This window comes from Kouleothrix sp. (assembly GCF_046328425.1).
GTDB lineage: Bacteria > Chloroflexota > Chloroflexia > Chloroflexales > Roseiflexaceae > Kouleothrix.
The window spans coordinates 101,988-127,864 of sequence record NZ_JAXLWP010000018.1; the positions used below are offsets into that span (position 1 = coordinate 101,988).

The window sequence follows — 25,877 nt, forward strand, 5'->3', positions numbered from 1 at the left end:
GATTCGTACAATCGATCTGAGTCGCGGTAGCAAGTGACGAATCAACCAGCAATACGTACTGAGACACGGGTACTGCGCGCGGGCTGGGCATCCGCGCAGGACATTGAGCATACGCAAGCATAAAATAGGGGGTCTGGGGTGCAAACCACCGCCGGGGTGCAGGGGCGGCGGCCCGCCCCTGCCGCGGGGCGCGGAGGCGCGCAGCCCCGAATTGCATTGTAGACAAGATAACACGCGGGCAAGGGGGGCGCGCAGCCCCCGGATTGCATCGTAGCTGAGATAGCGCCGCCGCGCGTTGCAAACCGCGCAGCGGCGATCAGCGGCGCGCGGCGCGGCTCAGCGCGCTCAGCGTAGTGAGCGGCGAGATCGCGTCGGGGTCGATCCGCAGCTCGAGCAGCGCCGCGCGCCCGGCCGCGAGCGCGCTCGAGCGCGGGCGCAAAATCGGCCGTGCGCTCGACCAGCTCGCCGTAGGCGCCGAAGGCCCGCGCGTAGTCGGCAAAGCTCGGGTTGCTCAGCGCGGTGCCGATCGCCCGGCCAGGGTAGTGCCGCTCCTGGTGCATGCGGATGGTGCCGTACATGCCATTGTTAACCACCAGCACGAGGATGTTGGCGCCGTAGTGCACGGCCGTAGCCAGCTCCTGGCCATTCATCAGAAAGCAGCCATCGCCGGCGAACGCCACCACAGTGCGCTCGGGGCGCGCGATCTTGGCGGCCACCGCCGCCGGCACGCCGTAGCCCATGGTGCCGTTCACTGGCGCCAGCTGGCTGCGGTAGGCCGAGAACTGCAAAAAGCGGTGGCACCAGGCAGTGTAGTTCCCGGCGCCGTTTGTGATGATCGCGTCGGGCGGCAGCCGCGCGCGCAGGTGCGCGAACACCGCGCCGAGGTCGAGTGCGCCAGGCATCGGAACCGCGTTGAGCGTGGCCACATACTCGGCGCGCGCCTCGGCCAGCCACCCGGCCCAGCGCGCGCCGTCGAGCGGCGGCAGCGCCCGCGCCGCCGCCGCGAACTCGGGCATGCCGGCCATGATCGCCAGCTCGGGCTGGTAGACCCGCCCAAGCTCGGAAGCGTCGGGGTGCACGTGGATCAGCCGCTGGCGCGGGCGCGGCACGTCGAGCAGCGTGTAGTCGAGCGTGTCCAGCTCGCTCATGCGGTCGCCGACGGTCAGCAGCACATCGCAGCGCTTCACGCGCTCGGCCAGCGCCGGGCTCGAGCCAACCCCCAGCGCGCCGACATAGTAGTCGGCGCGGTTGTCGACGATGTCCTGGGCGCGAAACGCCGCCACGGTCGGCAGGCGGCTGGCCGCGGCGAAGGCGCGGATATCCGCAGCCGCTGCGGGGCTCCAGTCGCCCCCGCCGACGATCATCAGCGGGCGCTCGGCCGCCGCCAGGATCTCGCGCATGTTCGCCAGCCCGGCCGCGCCGGGGTGCGCCTGGGCGCGCTGGTATGGCGCCGCGTCGGGCACGGTGCAAACCTCGGCGAGCATATCTTCGGGCAGCGCCAGCACCACCGGGCCGGGCCGGCCCGACACCGCCAGCGCGAACGCGCGGCCGAGCAGCTCGGGCACGCGGCGCGGGTCGTCGATCTGCGCGACCCACTTGGCGATCGAGCCGAACATCTGGCGGTAGTCGATCTCTTGAAACGCCTCGCGCCCGGCAAAACCGCGCGCCACCTGGCCAACAAACAGAATGAGCGGGGTCGAGTCGTGGAAGGCGGTGTGCACGCCGATGCTGGCGTTGCACGCGCCCGGCCCGCGCGTCACAAAGCACACGCCTGGGCGGCCCGTCAGCTTGCCGTAGGCCTCGGCCATGAACGCCGCGCCGCCCTCCTGCCGGCAGCTGACGAGCTTGATCGCCTCGGCGTCGTACAGCGCGTCGAGCACCGGCAGGTAGCTCTCGCCCGGCACGCAGAAGATCGTGTCGACGCCGTAGACCTTCAACTGGTCGACCAGCACCTGGGCGCCGGTGCGGGAAGCAAGCATTGTCATGAGATACCCCTGTGGATTACTCTGGCTTGGCTGAGCTGGCTCGCAGCTGGTTTGTGGCGTCCCAGTCGATCGCGTAGTGCTGCGGCAGGCGCACCAGCTGATCGGGCGCGCCGAGGTAGCGCACGGCCACGCCGTACTCGCGCCCGGCGGCCTCGATCGAGACATAGCCGTCGACGACATCCTGCAGCACTCGATCGGCCGGGCGCGCCAGCGGATCGCCATAGCCCCCGCCGCCGGGCAGGCACAGCTGCACCTCGTCGCCCGGCTCAAACCAGACCACCGTCTTGGGCGGGAGCGCCCGGCCGCTGGCGAGCTGAAACGCGCCCGGCGCGCCCGGCCGCCCGCCGACGAGGCCTTGGGCCGCGTGCTGCGTGCGGTCGATCATCGCCGACACGCTCCAGGGGCCGTCGCCGCGCCGGCTCCAGGCGGTGGCCTGGCCCAGCCCGCCACGGAACTCGCCCGCGCCGCCCGAGTCGGCGCGCAGCTCGCGCCGGCGCTGCACCAGCGGCGACAGCGTCTCGACCACCTCGGCCGGCACACCGGCCACGCCGCTGGGGAAGCCGGTGGTATGCAGACCGTCCTTGGTCGGCCGCGCGCCCATCCCGCCCACCTGGAAGTTCGAGACCATAAACGGCGCGGTGCCGTCGGGCCGGCTGCCGCGCCACACGCTGAGCCAGATCGGGTCGGCCCCGCCGGCGATCACGCGCTCGGGCATGGCCTGCGCCAGGGCGCCGAAGATCGCGCTGGGCAGGAAGTGGCCGACCAGGTGGCGGGCCGCCACCGCCGCCGGCGGCTCGCAGTTGAGGATCGAGCGCGGCGGCGCCGCGACGTGCACCGGCCGGAAAGCGCCCTCGTTGTGCGGCACGTCCGGGCTGATCGCTGCCTTGATCGCAAACGAGGCATAGCCGTGGGTGTAGTTCAGCACCACATTGATCCCGCGCCGGCTCTGCGGCGATGAGCCGGCGAAGTCGATCGCGATCTGATCGCCCGCGATCGTCACAGCCGCCCGAATACGCAGCGGCTCCTCGAAGCCGTCGCTCCAGACCTCGTGCTCGTAGTGGCCATCGGGCAGGGCGCGGATGGCCGCGCGCATGGCCGCCTCCGAGCGGGCGATGATCGCGTCGCCCAGCGGGTCGATGCTGCCGAGCGCGAACTCGTCCATCATCTGCAGCAGGCTGCGCGCGCCCACCGCGTTGCACGAAGCCTGCGCGTACAGGTCGCCGATCGTCTCGTCGGGCGTGCGCACATTCGCGCGGATAATCCTGATCAGCTCGCGGTTGGGCTCGCCGCGGTCGAACAGCTTGGTGATCGGCACGCGCAGCCCTTCCTCGTACACCTCGTGGGCGTCGGCCGAGAGCACCCGCCCGCCAATGTCGGCGGCGTGGCACAGGTTGCCGAAATAGCCGACGATCCGCTCGCCACGGAACACCGGGCTGAGCACGGTGAAATCGTTGAGCTGGCCCGACGTCAGCCAGGGGTCGTTGGTGATCAGCACGTCGCCGGGCGCCAGCTCGGCGGGTGGGTAGGCCGCCAGCAGGTGCCGCACGCCCGTGGCCATGGGGTTGATGTGGCCGGGCGTGCCGGTGAGCGACTGCGCGATCATCTGGCCGCGCGTATCGAACACGCCGCAGGCGAGGTCCTGCGACTCGCGCACGATCGTGCTGAAGGCGGTGCGCATGAGCGCAACCTGCTGCTCGTTCGCCACCGACAGCAGCCGGTTCCAGAGCATCTCGAGCGTGATAGGATCGAGCGTCATCGCGGCTCTCTTTGTGTAAGTTTCACCACAGAGACACAGAGGCACAGAGATTTTTAGAAATAATTTCGGCGTGGTAAGGTTATTATGGTTCTAGGTCAACTACAAGGTTCCACTGCTCATCCACGCGGCAGCGCGCGCCCGGCCCAACGATCGCCGTCGACTCGCGCTCCTCGACGATCGCCGGCCCGGCGAAGGCCATGCCCGGCGCAAGCCGGTAGCGATCGTAGATTGGCGTGCTGACGAAGCCGCCGGCCTCGGGGAAGTAGGCCAGCCGCTCGCCCTTGCGCGCCTGCGCGATATCGCTGCTGGCGGCTGCGGGAATAGACAGCGCCACCGATGGCCGCGGGCCGGACGAGACCACGCGCCAGTTCAGGATCTCGAGCGGCACGGCCGGGCCAAGCCGCTCGTACAGCTCGCGGTACGCCGCCTCGAAGGCCGCCTGCAGCGCGGCGGTATGCGCGGCGCCGAGCGCGCCAGGCGGCAGCGGCACGCGGATCTCGTGGCCCTGCCCGACGTAGCGCATGTCGGCCTCGCGGCGGTGGCTGATCGCCTCTGGCGCCACACCCGAGGCCTCCAGCAAGGCCCGGCCCTCGGCCTCCATGGCCTCGAGCAGCGCGTTGGCCCTGGCCCAGTCCATCGCCTGCAGCTGCTCGCGCCACGAGCGCACGAAATCGAACGCCAGCGGCGCCGAGAGGAAGCCCAGCGTGCTCATCACCCCGGCGCCGAACGGCAGCAGCAGCGTGGGCACGCCCAGCGAGAGGGCGATCCGGTACGCGTGCACCGGCCCGGCCCCGCCGAACGCGAACATCGGGAAGCGGTGGGGGTCCTTGCCGCGCTCGAGCACATGCACGCGCGCGGCGTTGGCCATGTTCTCGTTGGCGATCTGGTGAATGCCCCAGGCGGCCTGCTCCACCGACATGCCCAGCCGCGCGGCCACCCTCTCGGCGATCGCCGCGCGCGCCCCCGCGACATCGAGCGCCATCTTGCCGCCCAGGAAGTAGCCTGGGTCGAGGTAGCCCAGCACCAAGTCCGCGTCGGTGACGGTCGGCTCGGCGCCGCCGCGCCCGTAGCACACCGGCCCAGGCGCCGAGCCGGCCGAGTCCGGGCCGACTTTCAGCAGCCCGAGGCTATCGACGCGGGCGATCGAGCCGCCGCCAGTGCCGATCTCGATCATCTCGATCACCGGAATGGTGATCGGCATGCCCGATCCCTTCTTGAAGCGGTAGATCCGATCGACCTCGAACGACTGCGCGATCAGCGGCTGGCCGCCGTCGATCACACAGATCTTGGCGGTCGTGCCGCCCATGTCGAACGAGAGCAGATTCGGATGGCCGGCCGCCTGGCCGTACACCGTCGCCGCCAGCGCGCCGGCAGCCGGGCCAGACTCGAGCAGCCGCACGGGGTAGCGCGCGGCCGTGTCGACTGTGGCGATCCCGCCCGACGAAAGCATCAGGAAAAAGTCGCCGTCGAGGCCAAGCTCGCGCAGCCGCACCTGCAGCGTACGCAGGTAGCGCTCGACCAGGTCCTGAACATACACATTCGCAATCGTGGTCGAGGCGCGCTCGAACTCGCGGATCTCGGGCACCACGTCCGACGAGATCGATACTCGGATGCCCGGCGCGGCGCGCTGCAGAGCCTCGCGGGCGGCGCGCTCGTCGGCGGGGTTGGTGAAGCTGTGCAGAAAAACAATCGCCGCCGCGGCGATGCCATTGGCGGCCAGCTCGCGTGCTAGCCGTTCGACGTAGGTTATGTCGAGCTCCACGTCGGTCGAGCCGTCGGCCAAGGTGCGCTGCGGCACGTCAAAGCGCAGGTAGCGCGGCACCAGCGGGCGCGGCTGCTCCAGCAGCAGGTCGTACAGGTCGTAGCGCTGCTCGCGCCCGATCGCCACCGAGTCGCGGAAGCCGGCGGTGGTGAGCAGCGCGGTGGGCGCGCCCTTGCGCTCGATCAGCGCGTTGGTGACGAGCGTCGTGCCATGCACCAGGTTGCGCACCGCGCCCGGCGCGATTCCCGCCTGGCGCAGCGTTTCGGCCAGGGCCGTCTCCACCGCGCGCGAGGGGTCGTCGCTTGTCGTCAGCACCTTGCCCATCGCAAAGGCGCCCGTCTCCTGGTCGACGACGATCAGGTCGGTGAAGGTACCGCCAATGTCGACGCCTACGCGGTAGCGCTGGTTGGGTGGCATGTATCTTTCTCGCTCTCAGAAGTTGTTTGAAAAGGATGGTTTGGAGGGACGAAGTCCCTCCAAGTATCCACTTGTTCTGGCAGGTGGCGGCCACATTCGTGGCCGCCACCTGCCAGAAGAATGCGAGGGGCATAGCCCCTCGCGCACCCCTTTTCAAACAGGCTCTCAGGAAAAGCTGCTATTTGCAAATGGCCTGTTCTGCCTTCGGCAGAGCGGTACTTTTCCAGGCATTGTGCTTGTTTTCGCGCTCTGCGCGAAAACAAGCACCTTGCTGCCGCAGGCCAAATCGGCTCGGCACAGCCAGAGGGCTGCGTCGCGGACGCCCCTGAGCACTTCCCAAACGCTAGCCCAGCTTGGGGAATTTGCTCAGCGGGAAGATGTCGACGGTCGCCGAGCGCTGCTGCACCAGCATGCCGCCGTCGACCACCAGCGTGTGGCCGGTGATATAGCTCGCGTCGTCGGAGGCCAGGAAAACCGCAGGGCCGGCCATCTCGGCAGATTCGCCGACGCGGCCGAGCGGAATATTTTCGCCGCGCGACGCCTTCACCTCGGGGGCCATGCCCTTGCTGTCGATCGAGCCGGGCACCAGGGCGTTGACGCGCACTCCGTATGGGCCAAGATCGAGGGCCATAGCCCGGGTCATGGCCTCAATCCCGCCCTTTGCGGCGTCGTAGGCCACGTTGCCGCGGTGCGCCTTGGTGGCGCCGCCCGACGACAGGTTGATGATCGAGCCTGTTCGGCGGCGGGCCATGAGCTGGGCGGCGAGCAGGCTGCAGCTGAAAGCGCCGCTCAGATTGACGTCGATAATGCGCGACCACCACGCGATGTCGGCCTCGAGCACGTGCCGCTCGGTCTTCACCAGTGCGGCGTTATTCACCAGCACGTCGACCGCGCCGAAGGCCGCTATGGTCGCGTCGAACAGGCGCTGCACCTGGTCGTGGGCCGAGACATCGACGGCCACGGCAAGGGCCGCGCCGCCGGCCGCGACGATCGCCGCCGCCACAGCCTGGGCTTCGGCGGCGTTCTGGTCGGCCAGCACCACCCGCGCGCCCTCGGCGGCAAAACGCTCGGCGATCGCCCGGCCGATGCCCGCCGCCGCGCCGGTGACGATCGCGGCCTTTCCGTCCAAACGCCTATGCTGTAGGGTCATAGCCGATACCTCCGTGGCTAGCAGTAAACGTGCGGTTGAGCTGAAAGCGACCGATCGGGTAGGCGGTACGGCCGTGCGCAACCAGGTCGGCGAGGATGCGCCCGATAACCGTGCCGAACTTAAAGCCGTGCCCCGAGCAGGGCGAGGCGATCACAATCTGCGGGTGCTCCGGGTGCAGCCCGATGACGAAGTGCTCGTCGGGCGTCATCGTGTAGCGGCACGTCACCGCCTCGATCACCTGGCTGCCCAGCGACGGCAGAACGCCGGCGGCGTAGTTCAGCAGCAGCTCGAGCTGGCCCGGCGCCGGGTCGCGGTCGGGGTCGCCAGGCTCAACCGTCGGGCCGGTGCGGTCGAAGATCATCTTGAAGCCGGCGTGGCGGAAGATCGGGAAGCCGCTGCCCAGCGTAGTGGTGTTGGCGAAGCGGTGGATGAAGATCGGAAAGCGCTCGGGCAGGTAGGCCTGCGGGTCGGGCGGCTGGAAGTACGCAACCAGCTCTTTAGTCACCGTCAGCGGCAGGGCGATGCCGAGCTGGCCGAGCAGCGGGCCGATCCACGAGCCGGCGCTGAGAACCAGCTGGCCGGCGGTGTAGGTGCCGCGAGCCGTGCGCACCGCTACGCCATCGGCGAGCGGCGTGATCTGCAGGGCCGCCTCGTGCTCGTTGATCCGGGCACCGTGGCGGCGCGCCAGGCTGGCCAGCGTCGCCACGCACAGGTCGGCGTCGAGCAGGCCGTAGTCGGGCTGGTAGTAGCCGATCGTGCCATCGGGCAGGTTGAACTTGGGGTAGCGCCGCACAATCTCGTCGCGGTCGAGCGCCTCGTAGGCTACGCCAGCGGCCTCGTAGGTAGCGCGAATCTCGTCAAGCGCCAGCGCGCCGGGGGCGCCGAGGTCGAGGCCACCGATCGTGCGCAGCAGCGATTGGCCGCTCTCGGCCTCCAGGCCACGCCACAACTCATAGGCCGCCCGCGCCAGCTGCACATAGTCCTCGGTGTCGTAGGCCAGCCGAATGATCCGCGAGGGGCCGTGCGAGCTGCCGCGCGTATGCACCACCCCGAACTGCTCGAGCAGCAGCACGCGCCGCCCGTCCTTCGCCAGGTGGTAGGCCGCCGCGCATCCCATAACGCCGCCGCCGATAACAATCACGTCTGCGGTATACTCGCTCGCCACGGCAGGTCGCCCCTTTCGTCATTCAGGCCCAATCTCTGAGCAGGCGGTTCTCGAGTTGTTCGCGGCGGGCACGCTGCGCGGCTGCCGTGGGCGGCGCATCCCTGGCGCGGCAGGCCCGGTAGATCGCGTGGTAGTGATTGATGAACAGGCGCTTTTGATATTTTATAAAATATATTTTACGCGCGCAATTCTGTCAAGAACCGCGTATTCCGTGTCACGGAATAGCGATCGGGATGCGCAGTGCGTCGGGGCCATCGTCGGGGGCGCCGGGGGCGGGCGCAGCGTCGAGCGGCAGCCGCTTGCCGCTGGCCGGGTCGTACACGCCCAGCGACAGCCAGTAGCGCCCCGGGCTCGCCGCCAGCGCCGTGGGGATCGGCACCGTGGCGGTGACGAAGCGCCCCGGCTGCCACTGGCTGGTTGGCTCCGCGCCGCCGGGCGGCACGTCGGCCCGCCCGACCACCTGGCCATTCGCGTCGATCACGCGCACAAACATAAGGTAGTCGGCCGGCAGTGGCGCGTTCACCTGCCACGTCAGCGTCAGCGTCAGCGCCCCGGCCTGGGCGCGCGCGTCGATGTCGTAGCCAAGCAGCCGGATGCCCTGGCCGAATCCGGCCGGCGCGGCGTGGGCCACCGCCGGGATAGCCTGGTAGACATACGCGTACTCGATGCCGTGGATGCGCACCACATGCAGCGGCACGAGCTTCCCGAGGTACTGCGCCGTCACCTCTGGCGCATCCTGGCGCTGAAGCTGATCGATATACAGCACCACGTAGCCGGCCTTGCCCGGCGCGGCCGCGGCGTACAGCGGCAGCACGGCGGTATGCACGAACGGGCGCAGGATCGGCTCGAACCAGGTCGCCACCGGCCGCGCCGCGCCGTCGGGCTGGGCGTCGATAAACGCCCCGGCCTGCTCGTAGCCCTCGCCCCAGCCCACCGGGATGCTGCGCGCCGCCGCCGGGCCGCCGCCGAGCAGCGGGCTGAAGTAGGCCAGCTCGTAGGGATGAAACCACGCCAGGTTCGCGGCAAGCAGCAGAGCAACCACAAGCCAGCCGGCAGCGCTAGCCAAAGCGGCTCGCGGCTTGCGGCTTGCGGCGCTTGTGCTGCGGAAAGATAGCAGCCACTCCGCGACGGCGGCCAGCCCAGCAGCCGCGAGCACATCCAGCGCCGGGTAGATCGGCAGCACGTAGCGATCGAACTTCTTTGGCGGCACGCTCATCATGGCCACGAACAGCAGCGCGAACAGCAGCAGCAGCGCCAGCGCCGCGCGGCCGCGCGTCTGCCGGCGCGCCAGCAGCGCCAGCCCCACCGGCACGCCAAGCAGCGTCCACGGCGCCAGCCGGAACGCAAGCGTCACCGGGTAGAACAGCACGCCTGGGTCGGCCACGGCGTGCCCGAGGAAGAAGTTGCCCCACGCGTGCGGCGTGCCGCCGTCGGCCTCGGCCTGGTGGAAGATCGACCAGGCTGCGTCGAGCGGGCCGACCCACGCGGCCGGCCACAGCGCCAGCCAGGTAGCCGCCGCGATCAGCGCCCACAGCGCCAGCGGCCACACGATCAGCCGCAGCCGGCCAATCCGCCACGCCTGGCGCCCGGGCTGCGCCGCGCGCCACAGCCCCACCAGCGCGATCAGCCCCACCATCGGCGGCACGAGCACTGCGGGCGACTTGGTGAGCAGCGCCAGGCCGCCGCACAGCCCCGAGGCCGCCAGCCAGCGCAGGCGCGGCGCGAGCAGCTCGCCGGGCGCGGGATCGTCGAAGCGGAATGCGACAAGCGCGTACAGCAGCGCCAGCGTCACAAACGAGGCCAGCAGCGCATCGACATGGAGCAGCTGCGAGTGCGCCACCACAAACGGCTCGCCCGCCCACAGCAGCGTGGCCAGCAGCGCGGCGCGCGCGCCGAGCAGCCGCCGTAGCGGCGCCAGCGCCAGCGCCACGCACAGCGCGGCAACGGCCGCCACCGGCAGGCGGATCAGCGCGCGAAACACAAACAGGCTGTCGCCGTCGGCCAGGCCGGCGTCGATCAGCCAGCGCCGCAGCACCAGCCCGAGCGAGCCAAGCCACATCGTGGTGACGCCAGGGTGGCCTACCAGGTTCGTCCCGGCGTAGTTGCCGCTCTGCAGCGCCTGGCCGAAGCGCGCCGCGCGCTCAAACCAGTGGTAGGCCTCGTCGGCCGTAACAATGCCGCCGGGCGCAATCGCGCGCGGCGCCAGCGCCAGCGCAAACAGCGCCAGCGCGAGCAGCCAGCGCGCAGCGACGGCCCTGCCGCCCGAGCGCACAGCCAGCGCTGGCGCCGCGCGCGCCGCCGGTGTATCGCTCACTGGTCGCCCTCCGCGCGCGACATGCGCGCGGCGCGCATGTCGCCGCCGAGCGCCATCACCAGGCCGCCCAGCAGGCTCACCGCCAGCTTCACCGAGAAGATCAGAAATGCCAGCGCCAGCGCCTGGGCCGGCGCCACGCCGATCTGGCCGAGGTACAGCGTGAAGATCAGCTCGCGCGCGCCGAGGTTGTTCACAAAGATCGGCACCAGGCCGATCATATCGGTGAGCGGCACCATCAGCGCATACAGCAGCAGCGGCGCGCGCAGGCCCAGCGCCAGCCCGCACACCGCGTGCAGCGCCACCCACAGCAGCTGGAACAGCAGCGACAGCGCCAGCACCAGCGCCAGGCGCCGGCCGCGCGGGGTATAGGCCGAAAGCACCTCGGCCACGCGCCGTAGCGGCGCCCGCGCCCGCTCGGGCAGGCGCGGCCCGAAGGCGCGCTCGAGCCACGGCGCGGCCAGCGCGCCCGCCAGCGCGCCGATCGCCGCAAGGCCAAAGCCCAACGCCAGCCAGCGCAGCGCCGGCGTGGTGGCCAGCGCGGTTGGCGCCAGCACGCTCGCCGCCAGCGCGGCGTTGGCGATCAGGCTCAGCGCCAGAAAGCCGGTGAGGCGCTCGACAAAGATCGACGCGCCGGCCTCGCCATAGCTGCCAATCCGGCGGCCCAGCTGCACGCCGCGCATCGCGTCGCCGCCGATCGTCGTCGGCAGCACATTGCCGACAAACTGGCCCACCAGGTAGGCGCCGAACAGCCAGCGCAGCGGCTGGCCGCGCCCACGCGCGCGCAGCACCACGCCCCACTTGGCCGCGCTGATCGCAATGCCCGCCAGCTGCATCAGCAGCGCCAACCCCAGCAGCGGCAGGTCGATCGCGCGCCACGACTGCCAGATCAGCGCGGGCTGCGCCCGGCCGACGAGGTACACCAGCAGGCCGCCGCTCACCGCCACGCGCAGCAGCGTCAGCGGCCAGCGCCGCGCCGGGGCGGCATTGCTCACGAGCCCACCCCCGCGCCTAGCTCCTCGCGCACCACATAGATCGCCTTTGCCTGCGTCTCGTAATACGTGCGCACCACCAGCTCGCCGATCAGGCCCATCGTCACCAGCTGGACGCCCACGACAATCAGCAGCACCGCCAGCATCAGCAGCGGCCGGCTGCCGATCGACTCGCCCGCGACCAGCTTGGCGTACGTCAGGTACAGGCCTAGCAGAAATCCGAGGCCGCTGATGCTCAGGCCCAGCAGGCCGAAGATCTGCATCGGGCGCGTGCCGTAGCTCAGCAGAAAGCGGATGGTGATCAGGTCGAGGATCACGCGCAGCGTGCGGCCAATGCCATACTTCGAGCGGCCGAAGCGGCGCGGCGCGTGGTGCACCGGCAGCTCCGTCACCGCCACGCCCTGCCAGCTGGCGATCGCCGGGATGAAGCGGTGCAGCTCGCCGTACAGCCGGATGCCCGCCAGCACCTCGGCGCGATAGGCCTTGAGCGAGCAGCCGAAGTCGTGCAGGTGCACGCCCGTCACGCGCGAGATCAGCCAGTTGGCGATCATCGATGGCAGCCGGCGGTTCAGAAACGGATCTTGCCGGAATGCGCGCCAGCCGCTGACGACATCGTAGCCCTGGTCGATCTTCTCGAGCAGCATGCCGATGTCGTCGGGGTCGTTCTGCAGGTCGGCGTCGAGCGTCACCACCACCCGGCCGCGCGCCCGGTCGAACCCCGCCGAGAACGCCGCAGTCTGGCCGAAGTTGCGGCGCAGCCGCACCACGCGCATGCGCGCGTCGGCGCGCGCCAGCTCGCGCAAAATCGCGAAGCTGTTGTCGCGGCTCCCGTCGTCGACGACGATGATCTCGTAGCTCGCGCCCAGCGCCTCAAGCGAGCGCGTCAGCCGCTCGGCCAGCGCCGGCAGGTTCTCGGCCTCGTCGAGCACCGGGATCACTACCGACAGATCGATCGCTGCGGGCGGCATTTCCGCCAGCTCCGAGCCGCCGTAGTCGCTCGCGCGCTCTGCGATTGCCTCCATGTCGTATGTCCTTCTATCCACCGGCGCAGCGGCCCGCGCCCGGTGCGTGATGTGTGGGCGCATTATAGTACACCTTGATGACATCTCGTTTACGATTCGCAGCGGAACTGAGTACCACGCCGCATCATAGATGTGCGAAAGTAGCCATGAGCTTGTTCTGAGCTCGGCTTGTGCATGTATCGAAGGGCAGCTCAGCACCTCACACCGCCTTACGCTAACGCATCAGGAGCTTTGTCTATGCACCGACCTTCGAGCCAGCCGCGCGCCGCACGCGCGCCGCACGCGGCCACACTGCTCGTGCTGCTGGTTGTCGCCGCGCTGGCCGGCCTGCTTCAGCCGCCACCGGCCCACGCCACCATCACCGATGCCTACGCCAGCGCATTCGACCTGACATCCGCGCTGACGGCGGCGCCGTTCAGCTTCAGCGATGCCGCGACCGATGTTTCGACATTTACGCGCGACGCGGCCGAGACCGACGGCCTGAGCACATGCGGCAGTTACCCGCCCATCCCCGACAACACCTACAGCGTCTGGTACAGCTTCACGCCGTCGGCCAGCGGCTGGCTGCTGCTCGGCACCATGAATGCCGCCACCAACTACGACACAGTGATCGAGGTGTGGCAAACCGCGCTGCAGCCAGCCAACAGCATCGCCTGCAACGACGACGCGGTCGCCGGCAATCGGCGCTCGGAGCTGAACTTCCAGGTGACTGCCGGCACCCACTATATCATCGCCATCCGCCGCTACGGCGTATCGGCCATGGCCGCGCCCAAGCTGGCCTTCGACGCCGCGTTCAGCCCCACCCGCGAGCTGTTTGTCGACCAGACCAACGGCAACGACGCCAACACCGGCTCGCAGGCGCTGCCCTTCCGCACGCTGGGCAGGGCCGAGCATATGCTGCCGGCCAGCGGCGGCACGCTAACCGTGCTCGACCCGGGCAGCTACAACGAGTCGGTGACGCTGAGCGTGCCGACGACGCTGAACACTTCCGGCGGCGCGGTGTCGATCGCCCACCTGACGCTCGCCAGCACGTCGATCGCGAAAAGCGGCGCGATCGGCGCCAGCACCGTGACGGTGCAGCCCGGCGCGCTGGCGCAGGAGGGCGTGCAGGTGGCCGAGGCCGGCGCGACGGTGAGCCTGGCCGACGCGACCTTCACCGAGACGGTGACGATCGACAAAAACCTGACGCTCCAGGCCCTGCACGATGGCAAGCCTCTGATCCACCCGGCCAGCGGCCCGGCCATCCAGGTCAGCGCCGGCAGCGTACGCGTCACCGGCCTGAACCTGCAGGGCGACAAGAGCGTGCTGATCAGCGGCGGCAGCGGGCACGTCGTGACATTCAACAACCTGTTCGGCAACAACAGCGGCATCGCGATCGACAACCAGACCGCCAGCCAGGTCGACGCGACCCGCAACTGGTGGGGCGACCGCGGCGGCCCGCCCGGCGACGGCGATAATGTGAGCGGCGACGTGCTCTTCCGGCCCTGGTGCGACACCGCGGTGCCGACCTGCACCAGCCTCGTAGGCGCGGCAACCCAGCTGCGCTTCACCACCTCGCCCACGAATACCATGGCCGGAACCGCCTTCGCGGCCCAGCCCGTGATCGAGGCGGTCGACGACCAGGGCGTGCTCGACGGCTCGTTCGCCGGCGCGGTGACGCTGGCGATCCAGGGCGGCAGCGGCACGCCCGGCGCCACGCTCGGCGGCACCGCCACTATCACCGCCAGCAGCGGCATAGCCGACTTCAGCGGCCAGGGCCTGAATATCGACTACGCCGGCCAGGGCTACCGCCTCACCGCCAGCAGCGGCGCGCTTACGCCCGGCACCAGCGGCGCGTTCGCGATCACCGCCGACCGCCTGGTCGTGACGGCGTCGCCAGCCAACCCCACCGGCGCGGGCACGCCGCTGGCGATCAGCGTGGCCGCGCGCGACGGCTTCGGCCACACCGACGCAACCTACACCAGCACGGTCGCGCTGGCGATCCAGAGCAACCCCACCGGCGCGCCGCTGCTAGGCACCACCGCCAAGCCGGCGGCAGCTGGCGTCGCGGCGTTTGGCGGCGCGGGCGAGGCCGCGATTGCCAAAATCGGCACCGGCTACACGCTGCGCGCCAGCAGCGGCGCGCTTGCCACCGCCGACAGCAGCGCGTTCGATATTGCCAGCGGCACGCGCAGCACGCTGGTGTTCGATACATCGCCAAGCGCCAGCACCACCGCTGGCGTGGCCTTCGCAACCCAGCCGTCGGTGAGCGTGCAAGACAGCTTCGGCAATGTCGACACCAGCTTCGGCGGCGCGATCAGCCTGGCGATCAAGAGCGGCAGCGGCACGCCCGGCGCCACGCTCGCCGGCACTACAACCGTGAACGCGGTCAACGGCGTCGCCAGCTTCAGCGGCCTGAATATCACCACCGCCGGCAGCGGCTACCAGCTGGTGGCAAGCATGGGCGGCCTGCCGAGCGCCGCCAGCACTGCCTTCGACATCACGCCGGCTGCCGCCAGCGCGCTGGCCGTGGCCGCAGCGCCCGCCAACACCATGGCCGGAACCGCCTTCGCCACGCAGCCGGTGATCGTCGCCCAGGATCAGTTCGGCAACACCGACACCAGCTTCGGCGGCGCGGTGACGCTGGCGATCCAGGGCGGCAGCGGCACGCCCGGCGCAGCGCTCGCCGGCACTACAACCGTAAGCGCGAGCAGCGGCGTCGCCAGCTTCAGCGGCCTATCGATCGACAAGATCGGCGCGGCCTACAAGCTGGCCGCCAGCGCCAGCGGGCTGACGCCGGCCAGCACACCCGCCTTCGACATCACCGCCAACGGCCTGTTCTTCACCCTGCAGCCGGTCAGCACGCCCGCCGGGCAAAACCTGCTGGTGAAGGTGGCCGCGCAAGACGGCGCCGGCACCACCGACACCGGCTTCAACGGCCAGGTGACGCTGACGCTTAAGAGCGTGGGCCGCAGCGGGCCGTCGCTGCTGGGGACGACAACCGTGAGCGCAATCAGCGGCGTAGCCGACTTCAGCGCCGCCGGGCTGAACATTCAGAAAGCCGGGGTCGGCTATGTGCTGACCGCCAGCGCCGCCGCCCTGGCCGTGGGCGACAGCAGCGCCTTCGATATCACGGCCGGCGCGGCCACCAAGCTCGTAGTGATCAGCTCGCCGCCGAATACCCCCGCCGACGCGCCCTTCGCGCTCGCGGCCGAGGCCCAGGATAGCTACGGCAACCTGGATACCGGCTTCAGCGGTACGATCGACCTCGCCATCCAGGCCAACCCTGGCGGCGGCGCGCTGGGCGGCACCAGCGCCAAAGCTGCCAGCGGCGGCCAGGTGAGCTTTGGCGCCGCCGAGGGCCTGAACATCAACCACGTTGGCGCCGGTTATGTGCTGCGCGCGAGCAGCGGCGCGCTGGCCACGGGCGACACGGCGGCATTCAACATCACCGCCAACCGCCTGGTGTTCGCCACTTCGCCGGGTACGAGCGGGGTGGGGTACGCGCTGCGGCCCGCGCCGGTGGTGCAGGCGGTCGACAGCTTTGGTGGGGTCGACACCACCTTTGGCGCGGCAGTCGCCCTGACGATCAAGAGCGGCAGCGGAACGCCGGGCGCGAGCCTGCGCGGCGCGGCCGACAGGGCGGCGAGCGGCGGCATCGCCAGCTTCAACAGCGTCTCGATCGACCGGATCGGCGCCGGCTACCAGCTGAGCGCCAGCACCAGCGGGCTGGCAGACGCGACCAGCGCGGCGTTCGAGATCACGCGCGCGCTGACGTACGTGCCCTGGGCCATCCAGCCGCCGCTGCCCGACCTGGTCGGCAGCTTCAAGCTCAGCACCGACCAGGTCACGCCGTTCGAGCCAGTCGAGGTAACCGTCAGCATCACCAATACCGGCGACGCGCCGGCGGGCCAGTTCTGGGTCGACTTCTACATCAACCCGGCCGAGCCGCCGACCGCCGCCAACCAGCCGTGGGACAAGCGCTGCGGCAAGTCGCGCTGCAAGTACGGCATCGCCTGGTATGTCGACGCGACGCTCGCGCCGGGGCAGAGCGTGACGCTCACCTCGACGCGCGCCAGCTATGCCGGCCGCAACACGGCCTGGCCCGGCTACTTCGACACCAGCCGGCTGAACCTGTACCTGTACGTCGACAGCTGGAACCAGAATATCAGCTATGGCGCGGTGTACGAGCGCAACGAGGCCAACAACCGCTTCGATCTACACCTCGGCACTGGCGGCAACGCGCCGCCGCCCGCCGCAGCCACCGCCGACGCGCCGCTACCGCCGCGGCCGGTTCGGCCCGCCCGCTAATGCCGGCATCGCTTCCGGGCGCGGCGCGCCGCGCCCGGAGCCACGCACGCTATCTATGCCTACGCGACGCACAAAGGAGCACACATGAACCTACGACGAAAAATCGGCAGCACGCTGGCCGCCTGCGGCATTGTGATGCTGTTCTTTGGCATGGGCGCGCTGCCGGCCCACGGCGCCGAAGCCCCGTCGGTCGCGCTGCAGCCCTCGCCACGGCCGGCGCTCGACCCGATCAAATCGAGCGAGGGCGCAGCCATCGCGATGGGCCACATCACCGGCACGGTGATCGACCAGCGCACCGGCGCGCCTATGCCCGGCATCGCCGTGCTTGTCGGCGACACGGCGGTCACCACCGACGCCAACGGCAACTACGATCGTTGGCTGCCGGTGGGTAGCTACAGCGTGGCGCTGCAGCTTGGCACCGCGCAGGGCACGCCGGCGCAGGGCAGCCTGACGGTTGCGGTGGCCGCGAACACGGCCACGGTGCAGCACCTGAGCTTCACCAGCCCGGCCCCCAGCCCGGCCGCGCCAGCCGCTGCGCCGGTGCGCGCGATCACGACGGCGACGCACACCGGCGCGGCGCCCAAGTCTGTGGCAGCTCAGGCGCCCAAGCGGCTGCCGCGCACCGGCGCGGGCGACTCATCGGCGTGGCTGTGGCTTGCCGCAGGCATGCTGCTGCTGCTGGCCGGCGGCACCGTCGGCTTCGCGCCGATCGTTGGCGGGCGCTCGGTGCTGGCGCTGGTGCGCGCGCAGGCCGCCGACCACGCCATGCTGCAGCGGCTGCTGGCCGCGCCGCCGATCGACGATTTTCTGGCGTCGCTGCTGGCCGCGCACGACCGCAGGCGCCGGTAGGCACAGCTGTGGTCGTGGCCGGATTCTAAATACGCTGTTCGCTTGATCACGTACATATTGAGTTGCACGACGTGGCTTCGCCACGTCGTGCAACTCAATAAGAAATTTGGGGGCGGCGAAGCCGCCCCCAAACCCCCACCAAGCGGGATAATTTGGAGTTTCCGAGGCCCTTAAAGAAATTCGGGGGCGGCAATGCCGCCCCCGAACCCCTACCAGAAAGCAAGCGCCCTGCTATGCCAGCACCGGCTCGCCGGCCATGGCCTTCTCGAATGTAAAGGCGCCGCCGCGATCGACGCCGACCTCGATCGTATCGCCCTCGCGGAACTCGCCCTGCAGCAGCCTGAGCGCCAGCTCGTTCTGCAGCCGCTGCTGGATCACGCGCTTGATCGGCCGCGCGCCATACACCGGGTCGTAGCCCTCGTCGGCCAGCTTGGCGCGCGCCGCGTCGGTCAGCACTAGCGCGATCTTGCGATCGGCCAGCAGCTTGCGCAGCCGCGCCAGCTGCAGCTCGACAATCTGGCCGATCTGCGCGCGCCCGAGCGGATGGAACACAATGATCTCGTCGATTCGGTTCAGGAACTCGGGCCGGAACTCGTCGCGCAACGTCTCGAGCACAGCCTCGCGGATCGTCGCCTCGGCCGCGCCCTCGCGCGTCAGATCCTGGATCAGCAGGCTGCCGGTGTTCGACGTCATGATGATCACGGTGTTCTTGAAGTTCACCACCCGGCCCTGGCCGTCGGTCAGCCGGCCATCGTCGAGGATCTGCAGCAGCACGTTGAACACATCGGCGTGCGCCTTCTCGACTTCGTCGAACAGCACCACGCTGTAGGGCTTGCGCCGCACCGCCTCGGTGAGCTGGCCGCCCTCCTCGTAGCCGACGTAGCCGGGAGGTGCGCCGATCAGCCGGGCGACGGTGTGCTTCTCCATGTACTCCGACATGTCGATCCGCACCAGCGCGCCTTCGTCGTCGAACAGGAACTCGGCCAGCGCGCGCGCCAGCTCGGTTTTGCCCACGCCGGTCGGCCCGAGGAACAAGAACGAGCCAAGCGGCTTGTTCGGATCTTGCAGGCCCGCGCGCGAGCGCCGCACCGCGTTGGCCACCGCGCGCACGGCCTCCTCCTGGCCAATCACGCGCAGGTGCAGGCGCTCCTCCATCTTCACCAGCTTCTCGACCTCGCCCTCGAGCAGCTTCGACACCGGCACGCCCGTCCAGCGCGCGACGATCGCCGCTACGTCCTGCGAGTCGACCTCCTGCTTCAGCAGGGTGGTGTCGTGGCCCTTGAGCTGGGCCTCGGCCGCGGCCAGGTCTTTCTCGAGCCGCGTGAGCGTGCCATACTGCAGTTCGGCGGCCTTGTTGTAATCGTACTCGCGCTGGGCGGCCTCGATCGCCACGTGCGTCTGGTCGATCTGCTCCTTCAGCTTCTGGATGCGGCCAAGCACCTCGCGCTCGCGCTGGAGCTGCGCGTCGAGCGCGCCGCGCCGCTCGCGCAGGTTGGCCAGCTCGTGCTCGAGCCGCCCCAGCCGATCCTTGCTCGATTGATCCTTCTCTTTCTTCAGCGCCTCGCGCTCGATCTCGAGCTGCATCATGCGCCGCTTCAGATCATCGAGCTCCTGCGGGTCGGAGGTTATCTCCATGCGCAGGCGCGCAGCGGCCTCGTCCACCAGGTCGATCGCCTTGTCGGGCAGGAACCGGTCGCTGATGTAGCGGTCGGACAGCACGGCGGCCGCAACGATCGCGCCGTCGGTAATCCGCACGCCGTGGTGCGTCTCGTAGCGCTCTTTCAGGCCGCGCAGAATGCTGATCGTATCCTCGACCGACGGCTGGTCGACCACCACCGGCTGGAAGCGGCGCTCGAGCGCGGCGTCCTTCTCGATGTGCTTGCGGTACTCGTCGAGCGTTGTGGCGCCCACCAGGCGCAGCTCGCCGCGCGCCAGCATCGGCTTGAGCATGTTGCCGGCGTCCATGGCGCCCTCGGCCGCGCCCGCGCCCACCACGGTATGCAGCTCGTCGATAAACAGAATAATATCCTCGCGCGACTGGATCTCCTTCAGCACGGCCTTGAGGCGCTCTTCAAAATCGCCGCGATACTTGGCGCCGGCGATCAGCGCGCCCATATCGAGCGACACGACCTTGCGGTCCTTCAGCGCCTCGGGCACGTCGCCGCGCACAATGCGCTGGGCCAGCCCCTCGACGATCGCGGTCTTGCCGACGCCAGGCTCGCCAATCAGCACCGGGTTGTTCTTGGTGCGGCGCGAGAGGATCTGGATCACGCGGCGGATCTCTTCGTCGCGGCCGATCACCGGGTCGAGCTTGCCCTGCTGGGCCAGCTTGGTCAGGTCGCGGCCGTACTGCTCGAGCGCGGCGTAGGTGCCCTCGGGGTTGGGGCTGGTGACGCGCTGGCTGCCGCGCACCTCGCGCAGCGCGGCCATGAGCTTTGCGCGGTCGAGGCCGCTCTGCTTCAGCAGGCGCTCGGCGCCGCCGCCGGCGTGCGCCAGGATGGCCAGCAGCAGGTGCTCGGTCGAGACGTACTCGTCGCCAAACTGGCCCAGCTCGTCGTGGGCCTTAACCAGCAGATTGCGCATGCGGCTCGAGTAATCGACGCGCACATTGCCGCCGCTGACGCGCGGGAACTTATTCAGCTCGGCGCGCACCTGCTGCGCCAGCGCGCCGACCGGCACGTTCAGCTTCGCCAGCACCTGCGGCACCACGCCATCGCCCTGCTCGAGCAGGGCGAGCAGCAGGTGCTCGGGCTCGGCCTGGCTGTTGCCATTGCGCTCGGCAATATTTACCGCGGCGTTGATCGCCTCGGCCGATTTCTCGGTAAAGCGGTTGGTATTAAACGACATATGTTTCTCCTCGGCTCAAAATCTATCGTTATCATAGCATGAGCGTATCGGAAAAACGTATGTGGAATGTTGGCGTTGTGTTAATGTTCAGGCCTTGCGCCGCACCAGGCCGGCCACGCCGCCGATCAGCTTGCGCGCGCCCAGCGCGACGCCAACGATCGCGGCTACCAGCGCTCCCAGCAGGCCCAGCGCCAGGCCCGCGCCCGAGGCAACCGCCACGGTCTTGACGTTCGTGCCGGAGGGGCGGCTGGCTACCGGGGCGGCCGGGGCCTCGGCCGGGGGCTCGCCCGGCTGCGCGGCCGGCGCGGGCGCGCGGCTGCCGTGGCGGCGCGCGTACGCTTCGGTGAACTCGGCGCCAAGAAACAGGATCTGGCTGCTGAAATACACCCAGACCATGATCACCAGCACGGTGCCAACAGCGCCGTACGCGCCGTAGCTCTGGGCCGAGCGGCCGATGTACCAGGCCAGCAGGTACTTCGCCAGCTCCCACACCAGCGCCGTCACCAGCGCGCCAAGCCAGACATCGCGCCAGTACACGGTGGTATCGGGCAGGAACTTGAACAGCAGCGCAAACACGAGCGTGTTGAGCAGCAGCGAGATCGCCAGGCTCAGCGCCACGCCGGCCGCCCCGCCGATCAGCGGCAGGTCGCGAAAGCCGCCCAGCAGCGCCTGCGACACGCCGGTGAGCGCCATCGACACCAGCAGCAGAAAGCCAACCGCCAGCACCATGCCGAACGACACCAGCCGCGTGCGCAGCGTGTTGAGCACCGACTGGAGCACCCCGCCCGACTTGGCGGGCTTGGGCACATCCCAGATCTTGTTGAAGCTCAGGTCGAGCTGCTGGAACACGCCCGACGCGCCCAGCAGCAGCGTCACCAGGCCGATGATCGTCGCGCCGCCGGCCTGCGACTTGACATTGCCGAGGATCCCGGCCAGCGTCGTGCTGAGCTGCGGCGAGAAGTTGTGGCCGACGGCGTCGAGGATCTGCTGCTGCACGTCGATCGCCTCGTCCCAGTAGCGCAGCACAAAGCCCAGGCCGGCCACCAGCAGCAGCAAAAGCGGGAACAGCGAGAACATGGCGTAGTACGCCAGCGCGGCCCCGAGCTGCCCGGCCTCGTCTTCCTGAAACCCGCTTACGGTGTCCTTCAGCAGCGGCAGAACCTGGTCCTTCAGCGTGGCTTGTAGCTTCATGGCGCTCTCATACTCACTGGTTGTTTATTCGCCTGGCGCGCATGCGCGTCGGCTCGCCACAGGCAGAATCTACCTGCGGCAGAGCAGGCCGGCGCGGCGGCCAAGGTTGCGTCTGCGCGGCATTATAATACGAGAAGCATGTGGAGAACACACGATGCAAGAAGCATACCTTTGTACTACAATATTGGTTGCAATTGGCGCCCGAGCCTGGTAGAGTAAGGCCGAACAACAGCATAAGGAGTCAATCTATGCATACACTTCAGCCCGACTCCGGCGACGAGATCGCGACCACCACAACCACTACCACGACCGACGCCGACACCAGCACCACCAGGGCGGCCGAAAAAGACGCCGCCACCAGCGAGGGCCAGCGCGCAGCCTCGGAGCAGCAGGGCGAGCTTGGCGCCGAGCAGGGCCAGGCGCGCGAGGTTGGCGGGCCTCGCGCCGAATCCAGCCTCTACCTAGGCGGCGGCTCGCGCCGGCGGCTGCTGCTGATCGCGCTCGACGGCGCCGCGCCCGAGCTAGCGCTGGGGGCCTGGCACGCCGATCTGCGAGCGCTGGCGGCGGTCGGCGAGCGCGGGGTGCGCGGGCGGCTGCAGAGCAGCGTGCCCTGGAGCAGCCCGAACGCCTGGCTGAGCCTGTTCAGCGGCCTCGATGCCGGCCAGCTTGGCGTGTATGCCGGCGAGCAGCGCCCTAACTATACCTACGCCACGCCCGCGCCGCTCGACAGCCGCTCGCTGCGCGCGCCGCGCCTGTGGGATCTGCTCGGCCGCGCCGACTGCTATGTCGGCGTGGTTGGCGCGCCGCTCACATACCCCACCACGCCGCTGAACGGCCACCTGGTGAACGACAGCAGCGGCAACCTTGCGGCCTACCCGGCGTCGTTCGCGCGCCAGCTGGCGGGCTGGCTGGCCGACGATCCGGCCGAGCCGGTGACGCAGGGCGACGCGCTCGACCGCCTGATTGGCGCGGCCTACGCGCGCGCCGAGCGCCGCTTCAGGCTGGCCCGCCGCATGCTGGCGCGCGAGAGCTACGATGCCTTTGTGCTCTACGACGACGGGATCGCCACGGTGCAGCGCGCGCTCTGGCACACGCTCGACGTGACCCACCTGCGCTACGTGCCGAACCACCCGTTTGCCGCGGCGATCGGCGCGTTCTACCGCTTTATCGACGAGCAGATCGGCGCCCTGCTCGAGCTGATCGACAGCGACACTGCGGTTGCGATCGTGTCGGCGTGCGGCGCGCAGGCGCTCGACGGCGAGCTGGCGCTGAACGACTGGCTGATCGGCGAGGGCCTGCTGCGACTGCGCGAGCAGCCCGCCAGCCCAGGGCCGCTCGCCCCCGAGCTGATCGACTGGCCGGCCACACGGGCATGGGCCGGCGCGAACGGCACCCTGTTCCTGAACCGCGCCGGCCGCGAGCCGCAGGGCACTGTGGCGCACGAGCAGGCCGACGCCCTGCTGGGCCAGCTGGCCGAGCGGATCGCCGCGCTGCGCCCGCCGCTGGCCCAGGCGCTGCAGGCCCCGGCCTTTGTGGCCTACCGGCCGGCCGCGCTCTACGCCGGCACGCAGGGCGTCGCGCCCGACCTCCAGGTGATCGGCGAGCTGCCGGGCTGGCGCACGAACGCCGAGGCTGGGCACGCCAGCCCATGGCGCAGCGCCCCGGCTAGCGCGCTCGACGCCGCGTATGAGTCACCGCGCGGCATGCTCCTGCTCTACGACCCGCGCAACCCCGGCGGCGGGCGCGAGCTGGCCGGCGCCACGATCTACGACGTGCTGCCGACCCTGCTGGCGCTGTTCGACCTGCCGGCGCCCGCGCGCGCTCGCGGCCACGCCCTGCTCGAGCTGAGCGCCTGAGAAGATTACAACACGTTCTCAAGGCCCTGCCAGCGCCGCCCCACGCCAGCCATGAGGCTTGCGCACGCCCCGACCGCATGATAGGCTGAAGCACGAGCTACACCGACGTGCTCTAGCATCGTGACGACACCCGTAGCTGTCACACCAGGCCGCGTGACACGCCCCCGTTCCACGAGCTACCTGGAACCCGATCGATGCGCCCGCGCTGCGGGCGTGGCTTGATTGCGATTTCGGAGGGATCATGCCGGCACACGCGACCTTTACTCCACTATCCGAGGCCGATCTGTCCGAGCTATTCCGCGACGATGCCGAGGGGCTGCGGCGCTACCGGCTGCTTCACGCCGTGCTGGCCGAGAGCAAGACGCAGCGCGAGGCCGCCGTGCAGTTTCAGGTATCCGAGCGCACCATCCGCAATATTCTGCGCGCCTACGCCCAGGGCAGCGGCCTCGAGGGGCTGCGCTCGCGGCCGGCCGGAAACCGGCGCCGGCGTGATCGCCGGCCCTCGCCCTTCGAGCAGGCGCTGGCCGAGGCGCTAGCCGAAGAGGCCGATGCCGGCGGCGACCGGCTGTGGCGGCGCGCGCAGGATCTGCTGGGGGCCGACGGCGCGCGCCTGAGCCGCCGCACCGCCTACCGCATCCTCGCGCAGCTGCGCGCCGACCGCGACGACGACGCCCCCGACAGCCTGCGCGGCACGGTCAAAAGCGCGCTGCCGCTGCTGCCCGAAGATCCGCCGCTCGCGCTCGGCAACAGCACGCTGGCCCAGCGCCTGCTGCCGGCCGACATCGAGCAGCTGCCGCGCGGCACGCTGCTGCAGCAGGCGCTGCGCGAGGCGCTCGACCAGCTGCGCCCGGCCGGGCCGATTTCCACCATCGACCGCAACTGGTGGCCCTACCTGATCTGCACCGGCGAGTACGAGACCGGCCAGAGCCGCGCCGAGCTGCAAGACGACCTGGCGCTGAGCGCCAGCACCTACAGCCGCGCCAAGCGCCAGGGCATCGACCGGATCGCCGCGCTGGTGCCGCAGATCGTCGAGCGCGCGCTGCAGTCGCCAATCGCGCTGGCCAGCCAGCAGCTGCCGCGCACGCCCGACTTCGTCGGCCGCCACGACGAGCAGGCCTACTACGCATGGCGGCTGCAGACCGAGGGGCTGGCGCATGTGTGGGGGCTCCCCGGCAGCGGCAAAACCGCGCTGGCGGCCGAGCTGGCCGCCGAGGGCCGGCGCTACGGCCAGCTGGTGCTGTGGCACGCCTGCCGCGCCGGCCGCGACTCGACGCTGCTCGGGATGCTGCGCGGCCTGGCGCAGGCGCTGGCCGCCGCCGGCGACGACGCGCTGTGGCGCGAAATACGCCAGACCCCGCTCGACGAGCACGACCCGGACGCGCTGCTCGACGCGCTGCGCGACCGTCTGCTGGCGCGCCCGGCGGTGATTGTGCTCGACGACATCCACCGCGCCGACGGCGACGAGATCGCCGCGCTGCTCGACGCGCTGGCCGACCTGGTGGCGCGCCGCTCGAGCCGGCTGCTGCTGGTAGGCCGCGACCCGCTCGACAGCGTGCTGTTCCCGCCGCTGCCGGGCCTCACCGAGCGCGAGGCCGAGCTGCTGTGGGCAGGCGCGCCGCCGCTTCCCGACGAGCAGTGGCGCCAGCTTTACGCCAGCGTCGGCGGCATGCCCGGGCCGATCCGGCGCGCCGCCGCTGCCTACCGCCGCAACGGCGAGCTAGCGCGGCCCACCGACTGGTCCAAGGAGGTGCAGGACTGGGCCGAGGAGCTGATCTGGGATCGGCTCGACGACCCCGCGCGGCGCCTGCTGGCTGCGGCGCAGGCGCTCGAGCCCCAGCCCTGGGGCGAGCAGGCCGCGCTGGTTTGCGAGGCGCTCGAGATTCCCGCCGCTACGCTCCGCGACCTGAGCCGGCGCGACCTGCTGCACATCGCCGGGCCGAGCGTCACGATCTACAACGCGCTGCGCGGGCCGGCGGGCGCGCTCTTGCGCCACGAAGCTGCGCTGCGCGAGCAAGTAGCCGCGCTGGCGGCTGATCTGGCCAGCGCCCCCGCCGTGCCGCCGCCCGCCCCCACGGCCGAGCCGCCGGCCCCCGCCGGCACCGAGCTGCTGGCGCGCGTCCACAGCGCGCTCGAAGACAGCGCGGCCTACCTGCGCGAGCTGAGCCACGACGACGCGCGCCAGCTTGTGGCCGAGCTGGCGGCATTGCAGGCCGCGCTGCCGGTGCCAGGAGGGCCGCGCCGCCCTTTCGGCCGGGCCAGCACGACGGCTCCGCCGAGCTAAATC

At 70.2% G+C, this 25,877-nt stretch carries 13 protein-coding genes and 1 pseudogene; 4 read left to right on the forward strand and 10 right to left on the reverse strand.

What is annotated here, in order from left to right; translation table 11 throughout:
• Nucleotides 1-316: 316 nt before the first annotated feature.
• The 8 genes and pseudogenes from U0177_RS17550 to U0177_RS17585 form a co-directional block, all read right to left on the reverse strand.
• A pseudogene (locus U0177_RS17550) lies at nucleotides 317-1,985 on the reverse strand (thiamine pyrophosphate-binding protein).
• Nucleotides 1,986-2,001: 16 nt separating this feature from the next.
• A complete protein-coding gene (locus tag U0177_RS17555; protein WP_409571956.1) occupies nucleotides 2,002-3,741 on the reverse strand; it encodes a hydantoinase B/oxoprolinase family protein in 1,740 nt (579 codons plus the stop codon).
• A gap of 82 nt (nucleotides 3,742-3,823) precedes the next feature.
• The gene (locus U0177_RS17560; protein ID WP_409571957.1) at nucleotides 3,824-5,920 is read right to left on the reverse strand and encodes a hydantoinase/oxoprolinase family protein; all 2,097 of its coding nucleotides are present in this window, start codon (nucleotides 5,918-5,920) and stop codon (nucleotides 3,824-3,826) included.
• A 343-nt stretch (nucleotides 5,921-6,263) separates the two neighbouring features.
• A complete protein-coding gene (locus U0177_RS17565; protein WP_409571958.1) occupies nucleotides 6,264-7,070 on the reverse strand; it encodes an SDR family NAD(P)-dependent oxidoreductase in 807 nt (268 codons plus the stop codon).
• Entirely contained in the window at nucleotides 7,054-8,235 is a 1,182-nt protein-coding gene (solA, locus tag U0177_RS17570) for an N-methyl-L-tryptophan oxidase (RefSeq protein WP_409571959.1), read from the reverse strand. Before solA ends, U0177_RS17565 begins: the two co-directional genes overlap by 17 nt.
• A 214-nt stretch (nucleotides 8,236-8,449) precedes the next feature.
• Entirely contained in the window at nucleotides 8,450-10,549 is a 2,100-nt protein-coding gene (locus U0177_RS17575) for a glycosyltransferase family 39 protein (RefSeq protein ID WP_409571960.1), read from the reverse strand.
• On the reverse strand, nucleotides 10,546-11,541 hold the full coding sequence (locus tag U0177_RS17580) for a lysylphosphatidylglycerol synthase transmembrane domain-containing protein (RefSeq protein WP_409571961.1): 996 nt from the start codon (nucleotides 11,539-11,541) through the stop codon (nucleotides 10,546-10,548). Before U0177_RS17580 ends, U0177_RS17575 begins: the two co-directional genes overlap by 4 nt.
• Complete coding sequence (locus U0177_RS17585) at nucleotides 11,538-12,506, reverse strand: glycosyltransferase family 2 protein (RefSeq protein ID WP_409571992.1); 969 nt, start codon at nucleotides 12,504-12,506, stop codon at nucleotides 11,538-11,540. Before U0177_RS17585 ends, U0177_RS17580 begins: the two co-directional genes overlap by 4 nt.
• Nucleotides 12,507-12,797: 291 nt before the next feature.
• On the opposite strand from U0177_RS17585, the gene U0177_RS17590 reads away from it, so the two are divergent.
• The gene (locus U0177_RS17590; RefSeq protein WP_409571962.1) at nucleotides 12,798-16,850 is read left to right on the forward strand and encodes a DUF1565 domain-containing protein; all 4,053 of its coding nucleotides are present in this window, start codon (nucleotides 12,798-12,800) and stop codon (nucleotides 16,848-16,850) included.
• 84 nt (nucleotides 16,851-16,934) lie between these two features.
• Nucleotides 16,935-17,699, forward strand: a complete 765-nt coding sequence (locus U0177_RS17595; protein ID WP_409571963.1) for a carboxypeptidase regulatory-like domain-containing protein — start codon at nucleotides 16,935-16,937, stop codon at nucleotides 17,697-17,699.
• Between the two features lie 231 nt (nucleotides 17,700-17,930).
• On the opposite strand, the gene clpB is transcribed toward U0177_RS17595, so the two are convergent.
• Nucleotides 17,931-20,546: an ATP-dependent chaperone ClpB gene (gene clpB / locus U0177_RS17600; RefSeq protein ID WP_409571964.1), complete on the reverse strand. Its 2,616-nt coding sequence runs from the start codon at nucleotides 20,544-20,546 to the stop codon at nucleotides 17,931-17,933.
• A gap of 87 nt (nucleotides 20,547-20,633) precedes the next feature.
• Complete coding sequence (locus U0177_RS17605) at nucleotides 20,634-21,737, reverse strand: YihY/virulence factor BrkB family protein (protein ID WP_409571965.1); 1,104 nt, start codon at nucleotides 21,735-21,737, stop codon at nucleotides 20,634-20,636.
• 248 nt (nucleotides 21,738-21,985) lie between these two features.
• On the opposite strand from U0177_RS17605, the gene U0177_RS17610 reads away from it, so the two are divergent.
• Both U0177_RS17610 and U0177_RS17615 read left to right on the forward strand, forming a co-directional pair.
• Nucleotides 21,986-23,593, forward strand: coding sequence for an alkaline phosphatase family protein (locus tag U0177_RS17610; protein ID WP_409571966.1), 1,608 nt, complete (start codon nucleotides 21,986-21,988; stop codon nucleotides 23,591-23,593).
• Nucleotides 23,594-23,834: 241 nt separating this feature from the next.
• Nucleotides 23,835-25,874 carry an AAA family ATPase gene (locus U0177_RS17615; protein ID WP_409571967.1) on the forward strand — a complete coding sequence of 680 codons (2,040 nt, stop codon included), beginning with the start codon at nucleotides 23,835-23,837 and terminating at the stop codon, nucleotides 25,872-25,874.
• Nucleotides 25,875-25,877 lie beyond the last annotated feature (3 nt).